We start from the raw sequence: 15,722 nt of genomic DNA on the forward strand, positions 1-15,722 counted from the left end.
CCCGGAACGCTCGGCCGGCGACGGTCGGGCCGCGACGGTCCGTCGTCAACGGCTCGTCGGCGGCGGCCCGCTGACAATTGTCACGGTGCGCCGGTGTGCGAACACACTGCCCCCGGAAACAGGTCCACGACCAGCATGGATGCCATGAACGACACCGACCTGCAGCACCCCGACACCCGTCGGGCCTTCCGCACCGTCCGGCGGCTCGTGCTCGCCTATCTCGGCCTCAGCGTCGTCACACTGGCGGCCGCCGTCGCCCTCCGTGACCACCACACGATGGTCAACGCGCCGGTGCTGGTCCGCGGCACCATCGTCGTGGCCAGCGCCGCCCTCACCCTCCTGCTGACCGTCCGGGCCGCCAACGGCTCCCGGGGCGCGTTCCGGCGGCTGCGGATCCTCTCGGCCGTCATGCTGGTCGCCATCGCCACGATCATCGCCCTGCCGGGGACCTTCCCGGTGTGGATGAAGGTGGAGCAGGGCGTCTGCGGGCTCGCCCTGCTGGGTGTGGCCGCGGTGGTCAACGGACGGCACCTGCGTAGCCTGTTCGCCAGGCTCTGAGGAGGGGGAAACGAGGGTGACCGGCCTCGACCGCGCGGGCGACGACCGCGAGCGCGACCGCGCGGGAGACCGCGACCGCGCAGGCATGGACCGTGCGGGCATGGACCGCGTGGGTACGGACCGTACGGGCACGGACCGCGTGGATACGGACCGCACGGAAACGGACCGCGCGACCGCGGCCCCCGGCCCGGGGGCCGCACCGGGTCCCGTCCAGCACTGGGGCCACGGCTGGCGGCGCCCGCTGCTGGCCAGCGGGATGATGGTCTTCCCCGCACTCACCGCCGTCGCCGTCGGCGGCACCGTCTCCGGGGCGGCCGCGGTGGCCGGGTACGCCGTGGTCGTCGCGTTCTGCCTCTGCTACGCGCTGCTGGCCCTCGCCCTCGGGCTGGGCCGGCGGCGCTGGACGGTGCCACTGCTGGCGATGATGACGGCACTGTTCCTGGCCGCGCTGCCGTTCGCCCACGAGGACGCCTTCTTCCTCGCCACCGTGGTCGTCTCCGCGGTGGCGATCCAGTGGCGCGAGCACGCCGCCCGGGTGGTGGCGGCCGGCACGCTGGCCGCGCTGGTGGTGCCCTGGGCGGTGCGCCCCTGGCACACCGGTCCGGGCGGATTCCAGGCCCTGGCCCTGCTGTTCACCTCGCTCACCTGCGGTGCCTTCGCCGGGATCGCCGCCACCAACGACGCCCTGGTCGCCGCCCGGGCCGAGGTGGCACGGCTCGCCTCGGAGGCCGAGCGCAACCGGATCGCCCGGGACCTGCACGACCTGCTGGGGCACTCGCTCACCGCGATCACCGTCAAGTCCCGCCTCGCCCAGCGGCTCGCGGGCAAGGACCTGGACCTGGCGGTGGCGGAGATGGCGGCGGTGGAGACGCTGTCCCGCCAGGCGCTGTCCGACGTCCGCGCCGCCGTCAGCGGCTACCGCGAGGTGACGCTGGCCGGCGAGATCGCCCGCGGCCGTGAACTGCTGCGCGCCGCCGGGGTGGTGGCCGACCTGCCGACGGCGGCGGACGCGGTCGCGCCGGGGGAGCGCGAGCTGTTCGGCTGGGTGCTGCGCGAGGGGATCACCAACGTGGTCCGGCACGCCCGGGCCGAGCGCTGCTCGGTGCTGCTCACCGCCACCTCGGTGGAGATCCGCGACGACGGGGCCGCCGCCGCCCGGAGCGGACCGGGAGGGCCGGGTGGTGCAGGCGGCACGGGCGGTACGGGCGGCACGGGCGACGGCCGGGGCAACAGCGGTACGGGCGACGGCAAGGGCCTGACGGGGCTGCGGGAACGCGTCGCCGCGGTGGGCGGTACGGTCGAGGCCGGCCCGCTCGACCCGCGCGGGTGGCGGCTGCTGGTCACCGTCCCGCCGGGCGGTGCGGGCCCCGCCGGACCCGAATCCGCCGGGCCGGACGCCGCCGGGCCGGATCCCGCCAGCCCCGACTCCGGCCACGAAGGGACGACATGACGATCCGCCCGATCCGCCTGCTGCTCGCCGAGGACCAGGAACTGGTCCGCACCGCGCTGTGCACCCTGCTCGACCTGGAGGACGACTTCGCCGTGGTCGCCGCCGTCGGCCGCGGCGACCAGGTCGCGGAGGCGGCGCGGGAGAACCGGCCGGACGTCGCCCTGCTCGACATCGAGATGCCCGGGCTGGACGGCCTGGCGGCCGCCGCCGTGCTGGCCCAGCAGGCGCCGTGGTGCCGGGTCGTCATCCTCACCACCTTCGGCCGCGCCGGCTACCTGCGCCGGGCCATGGAGGCGGGCGCGCTCGGCTTCGTGGTCAAGGACGCCCCGGCGGAGGTGCTGGCCGACGCGATCCGCCGGGTCGCGGCGGGCGAGCGGGTGGTGGACCCGGAACTGGCCGCCGCCACCCTTGCGGCGGGCGCCTCCCCGCTCACCGCCCGGGAGCGCGACGTGCTGAACGCCTCCCGTTCGGGCGCCGGGGTGGCCGAGATCGCCGCCAAGCTCTACCTGTCCGAGGGAACGGTCCGCAACTACTCCTCGTCGGCCATCGCCAAGACCGGCACCCGCAACCGCAGCGAGGCCCTGCGGGTCGCCGACGAGCGCGGCTGGCTCTGAGCGCCGTCCCGGCCGGCAGCGCCCGGCCGCCGGGCTCCGGCTCTCTCCGGCCGTCGGCGTGCGCCGGCCGCGACGGCACGGACGCGGCCGTGGTGCCGCCCACCCGGTGGAGGCGGGCGGTACGCGGGGCGTCCGGTCAGCGGGCGAACTTCGCGACGGCCGCCGGGGTGACGGGGGTGAAGAAGTTGACGAGGTTGCCGTCGGGGTCGCGGAACAGCAGCGAGCGGTTGCCCCAGGGCATCGTGGTGGGCTCGTTGACGAAGTCCGTGACGAACCCGGACAGGCTGCGGTGGACCCGGTCCACGTCGTCGACGAGGAACTCGGTGATCACGCTGTGATTGGCCGCCGGCCGGGCGGAGCCGGGGGCGAACAGCGGTACGGTGCGGACCCCGGCGATCGCGAGGGTCGCGCCCGCCGTCCGGAGTTCGGCGAAGTCCTCGGTGGCCCACTGCGCCCGGACGGCCAGGGCGCTTTCGTAGAAGTCGACCAGTCGGGCGACGTCGCCGGTGATGATGCGGATCGAAACGAAGTCCATGGGGTGTTCTCCTCGGTCATGCCGGAACGGAAACGGAAGCGGAAACGGAAACGGATGCGAAGCGGAAACGGCCGCGGTCGTGCGGTCGTGCGGTCGTGCGGTCGTGCGGTCGTCCGGACATCCGGTCGTGTGTTCGGCAGACTAGGAGGAATAGTGGACAGAATCGGTCCCCTATTCGTCCTAGACTTTCGCCATGTCCCGACCCACCGGCCGCGTGCTGACCCTGCTCGAACTGCTGCAGTCGGGCGGCACCCGCACGGTGGCCGAGCTCGCCGACCGGCTCGGCGTGGACGGCCGAACCGTGCGGCGCTACGTGGACCACCTGGTCGACCTCGACGTGCCCGTGGAGTCCGTACGCGGCCGGTACGGCGGCTACCGGCTCTCACCCGGACACCGCCTGCCCCCGCTCATGCTCGGGGACGACGAGGCCCTGGCGGTGCTGCTCGGCCTGCTCACCGGCCCCAGGGCCGGACTGGCGACGGCCGAACGCACCGCGGGAGAGACCGCGGCGGCCAAGATCCGGCGGGTGCTGCCCCGGCACCTGGCCGGCCGACTCGACACGCTCCTGGAGTCGCTCTCCTTCACGGACCGGCCGCTCGGGACCACGGACCGGCCCGGCGAGGCCGGCGCACCGGATACCGGGGTCCTGCTCACCCTCGCCGACGCGGTGCGCCATCGACGGCCGGTCGCGGTCCGGTACACCGACCGCAACGGCCGGCCCAGCGAGCGCACGCTGCATCCGTACGGGATCGTCGCCCACGCGGGCCGGTGGTACGTCACCGGCGCGGACGCGGGGATCGGCCAGGACCGGACCCTCCGGCTGGACCGGGTCATGGACGCGAGGGCCCTGCCCGGCTCCTTCGAGGCACCGACCGGACCGGAGCCGGCCGAGCGCGTCGTGTCGGGCCTGGCCACGGCCGACTACCGGCACGAGGTGACGCTGCGGATCCGCGCGACGCCCGAGTGGATCCGCCGCCACCTCCCGGAGAGCGTCGCGATCCTGGTCGAACCCGAACCCGAACCCGAACCCGAACCCGAATCCGAACCCGAACCCGAACCCGAATCCGAACCCGAACCCGAACCGCGGCCGGAGCCGGAGCCGGAGCCGGAGTTGGAGCCGGAGCCGGACGCGGACAAGAGCTCCGAGCGCTGGCTGCGTGTCGAGCTCCGGGCGGAGCGACTCGACTGGCTGCCTCCGGTGCTCGCCGCGATCGACCGTCCCTTCGTGATCGAACGGCCCGAGGAGCTTCGAGGCCTCGTCACCGCCCTCGCCGACCGCCTCGCCTCGCACGCCCGCCGGACCTGACGGGACCGCAGCGTCTGCGTGGACCGCCGGGGAGGCCCCGGCGAAGTCCGGGGCCCGCTCCCCGTAGGCGAATTCGAGGGAGCGGGCCCCGGTGTTTCCTCAGGGTGCCGGGAGCGTAGCGCGGGGCACTGACAATGATGCCGATACCCGGGTTCCGGCGGTCGTGGCTCGGGCACTGGCTGACGCGCGGTCGTCCGGACCCGGGGCGCACCGGCAGCGGCGTCGCCCCCGTCACTGCGGTATTCCCCGCCCGGCGGCGTTGTCGGTCCCGCCTGCCAGGATCGCGGCCATGGACCTCACCACCGCCCTCGCCGGGCTCGACGACCACCCCTGGGCCACCGTCTCGCACGCCTACGGCTGCGCCGAGGACCTGCCCGACCTGCTGCGCGCGCTCGCCGAGGGCGACGACGGGGCGGCCGCGGAGGCGGTCTCCGAGCTGTACGGGAGCATCCTCCACCAGGGCACCGTGTACTCGGCCAGCGTGGACGCCGTGCCGTACCTGGCCCGGATCGCCGCCGCCGGGATCCGGACGGTGGACGTGCTGTGCCTGCTGGGCGGGCTGGCCGAGAGCGAGGACGAGTGGCAGGTCCCCGAGGGCGCGGTCCGGGCTGCCGTGGTTACCCAACTGCCGCTCCTGATACCGCTGTTGGCCGACCCGGACGAAACCGTCCGGCTGGCCGCCGCCTGGGCCGTCGGCCACACCCGGGACGGCGCGGCCGCGCCGTCCGCCCTGGGGGAGCGCTGGGCGGCCGAGCAGGATCCGGAGGTGGCCGCCGAACTGCTCGTCGCCCTCGGCCGGGTGGACCTGAGCGCGGCGGCCGGGGAGGCCCGGGTGCTGCTCGGCGAGGAGACCCCGGTGCCGCTGCGGCTGGCCGCGGTCCTGGTCTGCCTGCGGAACGAGGAGCGCTGGGGGGCCGTCCACCACGCGGCCGTGCTCGGCCTGCTGCCCGCCCGCGAGCTCACCGTCGACCGCTACAGCCTCGACCAGGAGGAGCTGCTGTACACGGTCGTCGACACCCTGCTGGAGCGCGACACCGACGCCGACCGCGAGGCGGCCCTCGACCTGCTGGAGGCCGCCCTGCGCGACCCGCGCCCCGAGGTGCAGGCCGAGGCCCTGTGGGCGGCCGACCACGCCTGCTACGTCTCGCGCGGCGCCCCGTCCCGGCTGATCCCGGCCGTCGCCCCGCTCGCCGCCCAGGACACCGCGGCGAGTCTGCTGGCCAAGCTCGGCCCGCTCGCCGCCGAGGCCGCCCCCGTGCTCGTCGGACTCGCCGACCGGCCGGACGACGGGCCGGGCGACGGGCCGGGCGACGAGGTGGCCGACGAGGCCCTCGCGGCGCTGGTCCGGATCGCCCCCCGGCAGGCCGCCCCGCTGCTGGCCCGCGACCTGGAGCGCCGCCCGCGCGCCCGCAACGCCGCGGGTGACTCGCGGGCCCCGGCCTTCCCCTTCGACCCGGAGCTGCTCACCGCCGTGCGCGCCCGGCTGGCCGTCGAGGGGCTCGGCACCAACGAGACCGCCGACCTGGTCCACCTGCTGCGGCGGTGGGGTCCGCGGGCCGTCGCCGGCCTGCCCGAGCTGTGCGCGGTGCTGCCCCGCTTCCCGTACGCCGCCTCCGCCGTCGCGGCCGTCGTCGCCGGCGGCCCGCCCGAGGCGCGCGAGCGGGCCGCCGAGGCGCTGCGGGCGGAGGCGGGACAGCTCCAGGCGGCCCGCGCCCACTACGACGTCACCGGCGAACCCGACCTCCTGCTCGCCGCCGCCACCGAACGGCTGGCGGCCTCGCGCGAGCGGGCCGAGGCGGCCCGGGCGGCCGCCGACCTGGGCCCGGCCGCCGCCGGGCTGCTCCCGGCCCTGCTCGCCGCGGTCAGCGAGGACCCGGAGCCGACCGCCCCGCAGCTGGACGCCGACGTCGCGACGGCCCGCGCCGTCTGGCAGATCGACGGCGACGCCGAGGAGGCCGTCCGGATCCTGGCGTCCGTCCTCGACCGCACCGCCGGGAGCCGGCTGTGGGCCCGCTGGACGGTGGTCGGCGCGCTGCGCGCGGCCGCGTCCCTCGGGGCGGCCGGCCGGGACCTGATTCCCCGGCTGGAAGCGCTGCTCGACGACCCGGAGAAGGCCGCCGGCGCCGCTCGCGCCCTGCTCGACATCGCGGACCCGGACACCGTCGACCTCGGCCGCCTCGCCCGGGCCGCGCTCCACGCGGTCGAGACGGGCGCCGACGTCACGGGCGGCTGCGAGGCGCTGCACGCGCTGGGCGCCGCCGCCCGGGACAGCGGCCTTCTCCGGTACGTCGGCGAGCTCGTCGAGCGCGACGGCCGGATCGTCACCTCCGGCCTCGCGTACGACATCGTCCGCGAGGACGAACGGCTGCGCGCCCTCCTGGCCGAGCTGCGCTGAGCCGAGCTGCGCCGAGCCGAGCTGCGCCGAGCCGGGCCGAGCTGCGCCGAGCCGGGGCCGGCCGGAGCCGACTGTCAGTGCCAGGCCGTAGCTTGGGAGGTGTCGGCGGGCCGGTCCCGAACCGACCCCCATCTCCGTTGCCCGAAAGGGGACTCCGTCGTGTCCGTCGCCGTGGAAGAGCAGGTCACGTACCTCGAACTGTCCGAGGACGAGGGGAGCGCGCACAAGTTCTACGAGGTGCGGCTCGCCGGCCAGGTGGTGACGGTGCGCTACGGGCGGATAGGCGAGCCCGGGCAGAGCAAGTCGACGACGTTCCCGAGCCCGGAGAAGGCGGCCGCGTCGGCGGCCAAGAAGATCGGCGAGAAGGTCCGCAAGGGCTACGCCCCGGCCGTCCGGGGCGTGCGCCAGCGCCGGGCGGTGACCAGGCGGCAGATCGTCAGCAGCCGTTCGACCGCCCGTCAGGCGCCGCTGCTGTGGCGCTTCCGCTCCGGCTCGCCCGCCTTCGGGATCTTCGTCGGCGAGGAGCACGCCTGGGTCGGCAACGAGCGCGGCGACGTGTACACCCTCACCCACGACGGCGAGGTGACGGCCCGCTACGGCCTGCCGGACGGCGTCAAGTGCATCGTCGCCGACGACTGGTGGATCTACGCCGGCTGCGACGACGGCAAGGTGTACGACCTGGGCGGCAAGGTCCCGCGGGTGGCGTACGAGATCGCCCAGGACGTGGACATCTTCTGGCTCGACATCCACGACGGCGTGCTCGGCGTCGCCGACGAGCGCGGCGGGCTCACGACGGTGGACCACGAGGACGAGTTCCAGTGGCGCCGCCAGGCCGACGGCCGGTCCGGCTGGATGGTGCGGTGTGACGCCGACGGCGTCTACCACGGCCACTCGCGCGGCGTCGCCCGCTACGACAACCGCAGCGGCGACCAGCGGTGGCACACCCCGACCAACGGCGAGGTGCTGTTCGGCTGGCAGGAGGCCGACGAGGTGTTCGCCGGCACCGGCCGCGGCTGGGTGCACCGGCTGCGCAAGTCGGACGGCGCCGAGGTGGCCGCCTACCGCTGCGACGCCGCCGTCTTCTCCTGCGCGGCCTCCCCGGACGGCGAGTACGTCTTCGCCGGGGACAACCACTCCTCGGTGTACTGCTTCGCCGCCGACGGCACCCGGCTGTGGAAGCTCGCCACCGGCTGCGGCTCGGCGTACAGCATGCAGTACCGGGCGGGGCGGCTCTACCTGGTGACCACCGACGGCTCGCTGGCCTGCCTGGACGCCGGCGAGCAGGCGGTGCGGGCGGCGGAGGACGGCACGCTGCCGGAGACCGCCGAGATCAAGGGCGCGGGCTGGGAGCCGGTGCTGGCCGGCGCCGGGCCGGAGACGGTCGAGGTGGTCACCGCCCGGACCGGCGGCGAGGTCGAGGTCGAGTGCGTCCAGGACGGCGTCCGGCTGCGGATGCGGGTGGTCTCGCAGGGCTACGACCCGTCGTGGCGGGTGCAGTTCCCCAAGGACATCCGGATCGCCGGGGCCCGCTACCTGGTCGCCGAGGTGCGGGAGTCCGCCTCGGGCGGCTTCTACCGGGCTCGCGGCGAGATCAAGCGACTGCTCTGACCCCGGGCTTCCGTGTCCGACCCCGGGGGCCCGGGCCCCGATCCCGGGCCCCGATCCCGGGCGGCCGTAGGGGGGTGACGGCCGCCCGGGGAGTCCGTGCGTCAGACGAGCCGCAGCACCAGCTTGCCGGTGTTCTCGCCCCGGAAGAGCATCCCGAGGGTTTCCGGGAAGTCGTCCACGGTGCCCTCCACCACCTGCTCCTTGACCTTGATCCGGCCCTCCGCGATCCAGCCGGCGAGCTCGGCGGCCGCCTCCGGGTACCGGCGGGCGTAGTCGAACACCACGAAGCCCTCCATCCGGGCCCGCCGCACCAGCAGGGAGAGGTAGTTGGACGGGCCCTGCACGGCGCCCTCGTTGTTGTACTGGCTGATGGCGCCGCAGACCACCACCCGGGCGTGCATCGCCAGGCGGGTCAGCGCGGCGTCCAGGACGGGGCCGCCGACGTTGTCGAAGTAGACGTCGATGCCGTCCGGGGCGTGGGTGCGCAGGGCCTTGCGGACGTCCTCGGTGCGGTAGTCGATCGCGGCGTCGAAGCCCAGCTCGCCGGTGAGCAGCGCGCACTTCTCCGGGCCGCCGGCGATGCCCACCACCCGGCAGCCCTTCAGCTTGGCGATCTGGCCGACCATGCTGCCGACCGCCCCGGCGGCGCCGGAGACGACGACGGTCTCGCCCTCCTTGAGCGCCCCGACCTCCAGCAGCCCGAAGTACGCCGTCATCCCGGGGATCCCGAGGGCGCCCAGGTACGTCGACAGCGGCGCGAGCGCGGGATCGACCGTGAGCGCGCCCTTCCCGTCCGAGACCGCGTACTCCTGCACCCCGAAGGCCCCGACCACGTGGTCCCCGACCCGGAACCCCGGGTGGTTCGACGCCACGACCTCCACCACCGAGCCGGCCCGCATCACCTCGCCCAGCCCCACCGGCGGCAGGTACGACGGCCGGTCGTCCAGCCATCCCCGCATCGCCGGATCCAGCGACACGTACCGCGTCCGCCCGAGGAACTCGCCCTCGCCCGGCTCCGGCACCGCCTCCTCCCCGTGCGCCCAGTCCTCCGGACGCACCTCCCCGACCGGCCGACTGGCAAGGCGGATCTGACGGTTGACTCCGGTGGCTCCGGCCATGACGTCTCCAGGGGCGCTCGGGCTCGACGGCTGAACGCGCCCGATTCTAAGCAAGCGCTTGTTCAATTGGCCAGAGCGGGACATCAGTGGAGACCGATAGGCTTCGCCGCGTGGAGAGCGAGATCATCGAGGGGGCCGCCGTCCCGGTGACGCACTCCTGGGCGCACCAGAGCACCGTCGACCTGCTCCGGCAGCAGCTCGCCCCGGCCCTGCGGCCGAGCGGCCTGTGCTCCGGTTCCGGTGATCTGGCCCTGCCGGGCACGGCGGACCGCTACGTGCCGGACCTGGCCGTCGTGCCGACTGAACTGGCCGTACACGGCGGGGCGTTGACGCCTGACCGGACGCTGCTGGTGGTCGAGGCGACCGAGCCTTCCAGTGCCGACACCGACCGGACGGTGAAGCGCCGGCGCTACGCCCAGTTCGGTGCGCCGCTCTACCTCCTGGTGGACCGGCAGGAGCGGGCCTGCACGCTGTTCTCCCAACCCGGCGCGCTCGGCTGGACCCGGGTCGAGGGGCCGCACCCGTCCGGGGTGCCGGTGCGACTGCCCGAGCCGTTCGAACTCGACCTCGACACCAGCGAGTTCTGAGTCAGTACCGGTCCGCGAGGTGGCCGTAGCCGCCGGCCGTCCAGACGACGCGGCGGAACTCCGGGAGGCTGAGGGCGGCCGTCGGCACGCCGGTGGGCGAGCCGGTGGTGGGCGGGAAGTGGGCGGTGCCGCAGCGGGCGCAGTACCAGGCCTGGGCCCAGAGGTGCTCGGCCCGGGGCCGGCCGGCGAGTTCGCGGTCGGCGGAGGCGCGGAGCGCGGCCGCGGTGACGAGGAGGACGGTTCCGGCGATGACGGCGACCACCGGGATCACCACGGGGATCTCGAAGGCGTGGTGGTCCCGGACCGGTGCGGCGAAGGCGGGCGCGTCGTCGTCGAACTGCCGGGCGAAGTTCCCGGCGAAGAAGGTGAAGAAGGCGATCACGAGGGCGACGGCGCCCAGTGCCGTCGCCGCGCGGCCGGGTGGCTGGTCGCGGATCGGGACGGGTGCCAGGGCGCGGGCGAGGTCGGAGACGACCTCGCGGGTCCGGTGGTCGCCGCTCCCCTGCGAGGGGCGGGTGGTGACCCGCGTCCTCCCCGCGTGGTACACGGCCGGGACGCCGCGGACCTGGTCGGTGAGCCCGCAGTTCGGGCAGGGGTGCAGGGCGGGCGGCGGCGGTACGGGTGTGGCGTGGTAGGGCCCCATCGCGGTCTCCCCCCGGGGTGGCGTCCGGCCGGGCCGGCCGTCCGTCCGTACCGGCTTGGGACGCCGTGCCGGACGCGGTGGTTGCGGCCGACTCCCGCTGTCTGTACGCCTGTTGGGGACAGGGACAGGGACAGGGACAGGGACAGGGACAGGGACAGGGACAGGGAAGGGGTCGGGCGGGTCAGCCCTCGGCGGGCGCCGGCTGCGGACGCCAGCCGAGGGCGGGCCCGAGCCGGGTCGCCAGGTCGGTGAGGATCTGCACGTAGTCCTCGTGTTCGAAGGTGAACGGCAGGGCGAAGGCGACCTCGTCCACCTCGCGGTAGCCGGCGTGGGCGTGCAGCCGTTCGACGAGTTCCTCGGTCGTCCCGACCAGGTCGGGGGCGAACAGCAGCCGGGCCGGGCCCTGCGGGGCGAGGGTGCGCGGGGTGCGGGCGAGGGCGTACGCCCGGTACTTGGCGCGTTGTTCGGGGGTGGCGCTGTCGGTGGGGATGACCACCAGGCCGTGGGAGACCCGGGCGCGCTCGCCGTCGGGGTGGCGCTCGCGGAAGGCGCGGATCTGGGCGGCCTGGATGGCGGCGAAGTCGAGCGGGCCCTCCTCGCTCTCCGGCTTCACGACACTGCTGGTGAGCAGGTTGAGCCCCTGCTCGCCGGCCCAGCGGGCCGAGCGCAGGCTGCCGGCGCCGTACCAGAGCCGGGACGCCAGGCCGGGGGAGTGCGGCTGGACGCGGCGGGAGTACACCTCGATGCCCTCGGTGCCGGCGAAGTCGGAGGCGTCCTCGCCGCGGACCAGGGCGAGCAGCCGTTCGGCGCGCCGGGGGCTGAAGTCCTCCTGCTCGCCGGTGTCCGGGTAGAGCGCGCCGCGCACCTGCTCGTAGTGGGTGGGCGGGCCGACGCTGAAGCCGGGGTTGAGCCGGCCGCCGGAGAGCACGTCCACGGTGGCCAGGTCCTCGGCGAGCCGCAGCGGGTTCTCCCAGCCGAGCGGGGTGACGGCGGTGCCGAGCTGGATGCGGCTGGTGCGCTGGGTGGCGGCGGCGAGGACGGCGATCGGGGAGGAGATGCCGTACTGGAGGTGGCGGTGGCGCAGCCAGGCGCTGTCGAAGCCGAGCCGCTCGCCGAGGGTGATGAGGTCGAGGGTGGACTCGTGGCCGCGGCGGGGGTCCGCCTCGTCGAAGAGCCCGATGGTCAGGAAGCCGAGTTTCCGCAGCGGGCGAGGGGTCGGCGACATGGTGGGCTCCGCGGGGGTGAGGGGCGGCCCGGTGAGGGCCGGTCGAGATGGTGCGTTTCGAACGTAAGCGGGCGCCGCGCCGTCCGACAAGATCGACGCACGATCCGGTCACCGGCCCGCAACACGGCGCAACGCGGGTGTCACGTGCGGCGGCTCCCACCCCGGTGGGCAGGGTGGGAGCCGCCGTGATACGGGTCGCGCCCGGGCCGGCTCGGGTAGCGCCCGGGCTTTGCCCGGGCTGTGCTCGGACCGCGTCCGGGCCGCCTTCGGGGGCTGTCAGCAGCTGCGCAGCTCCGGGCTCTGGTTGCGGATCTGGTTGTGCAGCGAGGTGAACTCGCGGTACGCCGCGCCGTCCTCGGTGCCGGGGCGGAAGGCGCCGACGCGGTGGCAGTTGACGAAGGCGAGCTTCACCCCGAAGTGGCTCTCCAGGCTGCCCCGGATCGCGTTGCTGGCGAGCGCGCGCAGCAGCTGGGCGCGCTGCTCGTCGCTGGGCGTGGTGTTGTCGGTGGTGAACTCCTCCTGGCCGGTGGCGAGTTCGGTGCTGAGACCGGACACGACCTGGTAGGCGTACGGGAGGGAGGTGCGGACGGTCTCGAGGAAGTCGGCCTCGTCGACGCGGCCCTGCTGGGCCTGGGCGAGGAGGGCGGGGGAGACGTCGAGCGACATGGAGGTCCTCTTTCGGGGATGCGTGGGCTTCGACCGGTGGCGGGCAGCGGTGACCGGCGGAACGGGCAGCGCTCACCCGCACCGGTTATCGAAGATGAAAACCATTGCAAGAAGGACTCTCCCGGTCACCCCGACGCCCTGTCAAGCGCCGCCCCCCGAAGGACTGACGGCCGGCGGCACCGGCAGGTGGCCGACCTTGATCACGAACACCGCGATCAACACCGCCAGCGCCGCGAAGACCAGGCCCATCTGGAACGCGCTGGCGATGCCGTGCACCAGCACCTGCGAGGAGTACGGCGCCGGGAGCCGGCCGGTGGCCCGGAACTGGGCGAGCTGCTGCGGGGTGGCCTGCCGCAGGAACGCCCCGGCCTGCTGCCGGGCCTCGTTGCGGCTGGCCGTACCGAACACCGTGATCAGGATCGACAGGCCGAGCGAGCCGCCCACCTGCTGGGTGGTGTTGAGCATGCCGGTGGCCGCGCCGGTCTCGTGCGGGGCGACGTGGGAGACGGCGGTCAGCATCACCGGGACGAAGATCGAGCCCATGCCGAAGCCGAACAGCAGGGTCGGGCCGAGGATGCCGCCGACGTAGGTGCTGTCGATGTCGATCTGCGTCGCCCAGACCACCCCGCTCAGCACCAGCAGCGAGCCGGTCACGAGGAAGGGCTTGGGGCCCCAGCGCAGCTGGTTGCGGGCGGCGAACTGGGCGGCGGCGATGATCGCCACGCTGATCGGCAGGAACGCGAAGCCGGCCCGCAGCGGGCTGAAGCCGAGGATCTCCTGCACGAACAGGGTGATGAAGAAGAAGATGCTGAACATCGTCGCGGCCACGCAGAGCATCAGCCCGTACGCGCCCGAGCGGTTGCGGTCGCGGAACAGGTGCAGCGGGGTGATCGGCTGCGGCACCCGCCGCTCGTTGAACAGGAACGCGACCAGCAGTGCGGCGGCGAGGCTGAAGGCGGTCAGCGTCACGGGGTCCGTCCAGCCGTGGTCGGAGGCACGGATGAAGCCGTACACCAGCGAGACCATGCCCGCCGTGGCGGTGAAGGCGCCGGTCAGGTCGAAACGCCCGGGGTGCCGCTCGGACTCGTTGATGTACAGCGGCGCCAGCAGCGCGATCGCGATGCCGATCGGCACATTGACGAAGAACACCCAGCGCCAGGACAGCCAGGAGGTCAGCATGCCGCCGAGCAGGAGCCCGATCGCGCCACCGGCCCCGGCCACGGCCGAGAACACTCCGAAGGCCCGGTTGCGCTCCGGGCCCTCCTTGAAGTTGGTGGCGATCAGCGCCAGTGCGGTCGGCGAGGCGATGGCGCCGCCCAGGCCCTGGAGCGCCCGGGCCGCCAGCAGCCAGGCCGAGGACTGCGCGACGCCGCCGAGCAGCGAGGCCAGGCTGAACACCAGCACGCCGACCATGAACACCCGCCGCCGCCCGAGGATGTCGCCGGCGCGCCCGCCGAGCAGCAGCAGCCCGCCGAAGGTGAGCGTGTAGGCGTTGATCACCCAGGACAGTTCGGTGGTGTTGAACCCCAGCGCCGACTGGATGTGCGGCAGCGCGATGTTCACGATCGTGATGTCGAGAACGACCATCAGCTGTGTCGCCGCGATGACGGTGAGAGCGATCCCCGGGTGCTGGCCCCGACGTGCGGTCGCGGGCGAAGCCTCGGCCAGGGCGCGCGAGGTGGCCATGGCGGTCCCCCAATGGGTTCGAGGGTGAACGGCGGGCAGGGGACGGATTCGTTCACCACTACCGACGGTATCCCCGGGGCATAGGGAACACAATCGTTCATTACGGACATGCTCATGCTGCCCGATCCCAGCGTTCCTCCTGGCCGGGGCCGACGACGATCCGCACCTCAGGTTCGGCGGTCCCAGGAAGCGGTACGGCGACGACGGCGAGGCCCGCCCCGGCGATCCCGGCCGCTGGGAAGAGCGGCAGGTCCGCCTGATTGTGTGCGGTGATCGCGTGCTCGACGGCCCGCGGGTCGGTAAGCAGCTCGGCGGTCTCGGGGACGGGTGTGCCGAAGGCTCACCTTCGTCCGGCTCGTGCCGCCTCCGGGCCGGTCGAGCGGCTGGGGAGGGGCCACGAGTCGGTCGCCGAGCACGTGCGTGGTGTCTTCGCGGCCGCGTCCGGCGGGCCAGGAGCGCGGGGACTTGTTCCAGCCGGCGGAGCAGGTGGGCGAGCCAGGCAGTCGAGGCACCCACTGCGGAGTGGTTGTCGTGGCCCCAGAGCAGCTCGGTGCGGGGGCCGCAGACTGCTGCCTGGATGCCGGGGTCGGTGGGCACCTGTACTGCAGAGAGCCGCGGCTCGTCGCGAGTGCGACGGGAGGGGGCTTCCGGGTGCGGTACGGCGTCCCGCGTTGATCACCGGGTGGAAGCGGTCCAGATCGGGAGGCTCTCGGCGGTAGGGACACTCCAGATTGGCATGTCCGGCTCAATCGCCAGAGTGGATTCAGAGGAGCCGATCGCTATGGAGAGCGCGAGGATCGCGGCGGTTGCCATGGTGCGGAAGGTCATTCGTCATCCTGGGAATTGTGTGGATGTCGGAGTTGTGCCCGGCACGGTGGGTCATGGGGGCAGGGACGGGCGGCGGGCGCGCGGCCGGTGGGCACAGGTCACCGGTTCAGCAACGCGAGGATCCGGTTGTGAAGGCGTTCGATGTCGCCGCGGCCGACGGCCTCGTCATCCTCCGGCCCGCGGCCTTCGTTGTTGTCCCAGCTACCGAATGGGTCAAGCAGGTCCAGCCCAGCACCGAGCTGGGGGCGCCGCCCTTGGAACGATGTGGGTCGGGGTCACGGGTGCGCCACTTTGAGGTCGTTGGCGTCGAACTGGGCGACCAGGCGCTCGCGCGGCTCGACCTCTTCCGCGGCGAGCGGGCGTGCTCGGGCGCCGGCGCCAGGTCCACCAGGGTCTTCACCGGCCCGTCGGTGCACAGCACTGCGTCGGTTGGCTCGAACAGGGTGCCACGCCGCTCGGTCGGGCAGTCGTAGATGACCCCGCGGAAGCGTGGCAGTTCCGAG

At 74.1% G+C, this 15,722-nt stretch carries 15 protein-coding genes; 8 read left to right on the top strand and 7 right to left on the bottom strand.

Features of this window, described 5'->3' with window-relative positions; genetic code table 11:
- Nucleotides 1-144 precede the first annotated feature (144 nt).
- The 3 genes from ACFVHV_RS28000 to ACFVHV_RS28010 are packed head-to-tail and all read left to right on the top strand — an operon-like array spanning nt 145 to nt 2,622.
- Nucleotides 145-558 (top strand): hypothetical protein, encoded by a 414-nt coding sequence (locus ACFVHV_RS28000; protein ID WP_359898364.1) that lies wholly within the window; start codon nt 145-147, stop codon nt 556-558.
- Between the two features lie 16 nt (nt 559-574).
- Complete coding sequence (locus ACFVHV_RS28005) at nt 575-2,008, top strand: sensor histidine kinase (protein ID WP_380354461.1); 1,434 nt, start codon at nt 575-577, stop codon at nt 2,006-2,008.
- Complete coding sequence (locus tag ACFVHV_RS28010; RefSeq protein ID WP_359898366.1) at nt 2,005-2,622, top strand: response regulator transcription factor; 618 nt, start codon at nt 2,005-2,007, stop codon at nt 2,620-2,622. The genes ACFVHV_RS28005 and ACFVHV_RS28010 overlap by 4 nt, the downstream gene beginning before the upstream one ends.
- A gap of 136 nt (nt 2,623-2,758) precedes the next feature.
- Here ACFVHV_RS28010 and ACFVHV_RS28015 read toward each other — a convergent pair whose 3' ends face one another.
- Nucleotides 2,759-3,157, bottom strand: a complete 399-nt coding sequence (locus tag ACFVHV_RS28015; RefSeq protein WP_380354464.1) for a VOC family protein — start codon at nt 3,155-3,157, stop codon at nt 2,759-2,761.
- 193 nt (nt 3,158-3,350) lie between these two features.
- On the opposite strand from ACFVHV_RS28015, the gene ACFVHV_RS28020 reads away from it, so the two are divergent.
- From ACFVHV_RS28020 to ACFVHV_RS28030, 3 genes are all read left to right on the top strand, one after another.
- A complete protein-coding gene (locus ACFVHV_RS28020) occupies nt 3,351-4,463 on the top strand; it encodes a helix-turn-helix transcriptional regulator (protein ID WP_380354467.1) in 1,113 nt (370 codons plus the stop codon).
- A 289-nt stretch (nt 4,464-4,752) separates the two neighbouring features.
- On the top strand, nt 4,753-6,858 hold the full coding sequence (locus tag ACFVHV_RS28025) for a hypothetical protein (RefSeq protein WP_380354470.1): 2,106 nt from the start codon (nt 4,753-4,755) through the stop codon (nt 6,856-6,858).
- Between the two features lie 171 nt (nt 6,859-7,029).
- Nucleotides 7,030-8,466: a WGR domain-containing protein gene (locus tag ACFVHV_RS28030; protein ID WP_380354506.1), complete on the top strand. Its 1,437-nt coding sequence runs from the start codon at nt 7,030-7,032 to the stop codon at nt 8,464-8,466.
- Nucleotides 8,467-8,567: 101 nt separating this feature from the next.
- On the opposite strand, the gene ACFVHV_RS28035 is transcribed toward ACFVHV_RS28030, so the two are convergent.
- The gene (locus tag ACFVHV_RS28035) at nt 8,568-9,584 is read right to left on the bottom strand and encodes an NADP-dependent oxidoreductase (RefSeq protein WP_380354472.1); all 1,017 of its coding nucleotides are present in this window, start codon (nt 9,582-9,584) and stop codon (nt 8,568-8,570) included.
- Between the two features lie 110 nt (nt 9,585-9,694).
- On the opposite strand from ACFVHV_RS28035, the gene ACFVHV_RS28040 reads away from it, so the two are divergent.
- Nucleotides 9,695-10,171 carry a Uma2 family endonuclease gene (locus tag ACFVHV_RS28040; RefSeq protein ID WP_380354474.1) on the top strand — a complete coding sequence of 159 codons (477 nt, stop codon included), beginning with the start codon at nt 9,695-9,697 and terminating at the stop codon, nt 10,169-10,171.
- A 1-nt stretch (nt 10,172) separates the two neighbouring features.
- On the opposite strand, the gene ACFVHV_RS28045 is transcribed toward ACFVHV_RS28040, so the two are convergent.
- From ACFVHV_RS28045 to ACFVHV_RS28065, 5 genes are all read right to left on the bottom strand, one after another.
- Nucleotides 10,173-10,814 (bottom strand): hypothetical protein, encoded by a 642-nt coding sequence (locus ACFVHV_RS28045; protein ID WP_380354476.1) that lies wholly within the window; start codon nt 10,812-10,814, stop codon nt 10,173-10,175.
- A 181-nt stretch (nt 10,815-10,995) separates the two neighbouring features.
- Nucleotides 10,996-12,039, bottom strand: coding sequence for an LLM class flavin-dependent oxidoreductase (locus ACFVHV_RS28050; protein WP_359898374.1), 1,044 nt, complete (start codon nt 12,037-12,039; stop codon nt 10,996-10,998).
- Between the two features lie 276 nt (nt 12,040-12,315).
- Nucleotides 12,316-12,705 (bottom strand): SCO5389 family protein, encoded by a 390-nt coding sequence (locus ACFVHV_RS28055; protein WP_380354479.1) that lies wholly within the window; start codon nt 12,703-12,705, stop codon nt 12,316-12,318.
- Between the two features lie 141 nt (nt 12,706-12,846).
- Nucleotides 12,847-14,391: an MFS transporter gene (locus ACFVHV_RS28060; protein ID WP_359898376.1), complete on the bottom strand. Its 1,545-nt coding sequence runs from the start codon at nt 14,389-14,391 to the stop codon at nt 12,847-12,849.
- 675 nt (nt 14,392-15,066) lie between these two features.
- Complete coding sequence (locus ACFVHV_RS28065; RefSeq protein WP_380354482.1) at nt 15,067-15,219, bottom strand: hypothetical protein; 153 nt, start codon at nt 15,217-15,219, stop codon at nt 15,067-15,069.
- A 128-nt stretch (nt 15,220-15,347) separates the two neighbouring features.
- Between ACFVHV_RS28065 and ACFVHV_RS28070 the strand changes: the two genes are divergently transcribed.
- A complete protein-coding gene (locus ACFVHV_RS28070; protein WP_380354485.1) occupies nt 15,348-15,692 on the top strand; it encodes a hypothetical protein in 345 nt (114 codons plus the stop codon).
- The last annotated feature ends 30 nt before the right edge of the window (nt 15,693-15,722 follow it).

It is taken from the genome of Kitasatospora sp. NPDC127116 (assembly GCF_042677365.1).
GTDB classification, from domain to species: Bacteria; Actinomycetota; Actinomycetes; order Streptomycetales; family Streptomycetaceae; genus Kitasatospora; species Kitasatospora lactacystinica.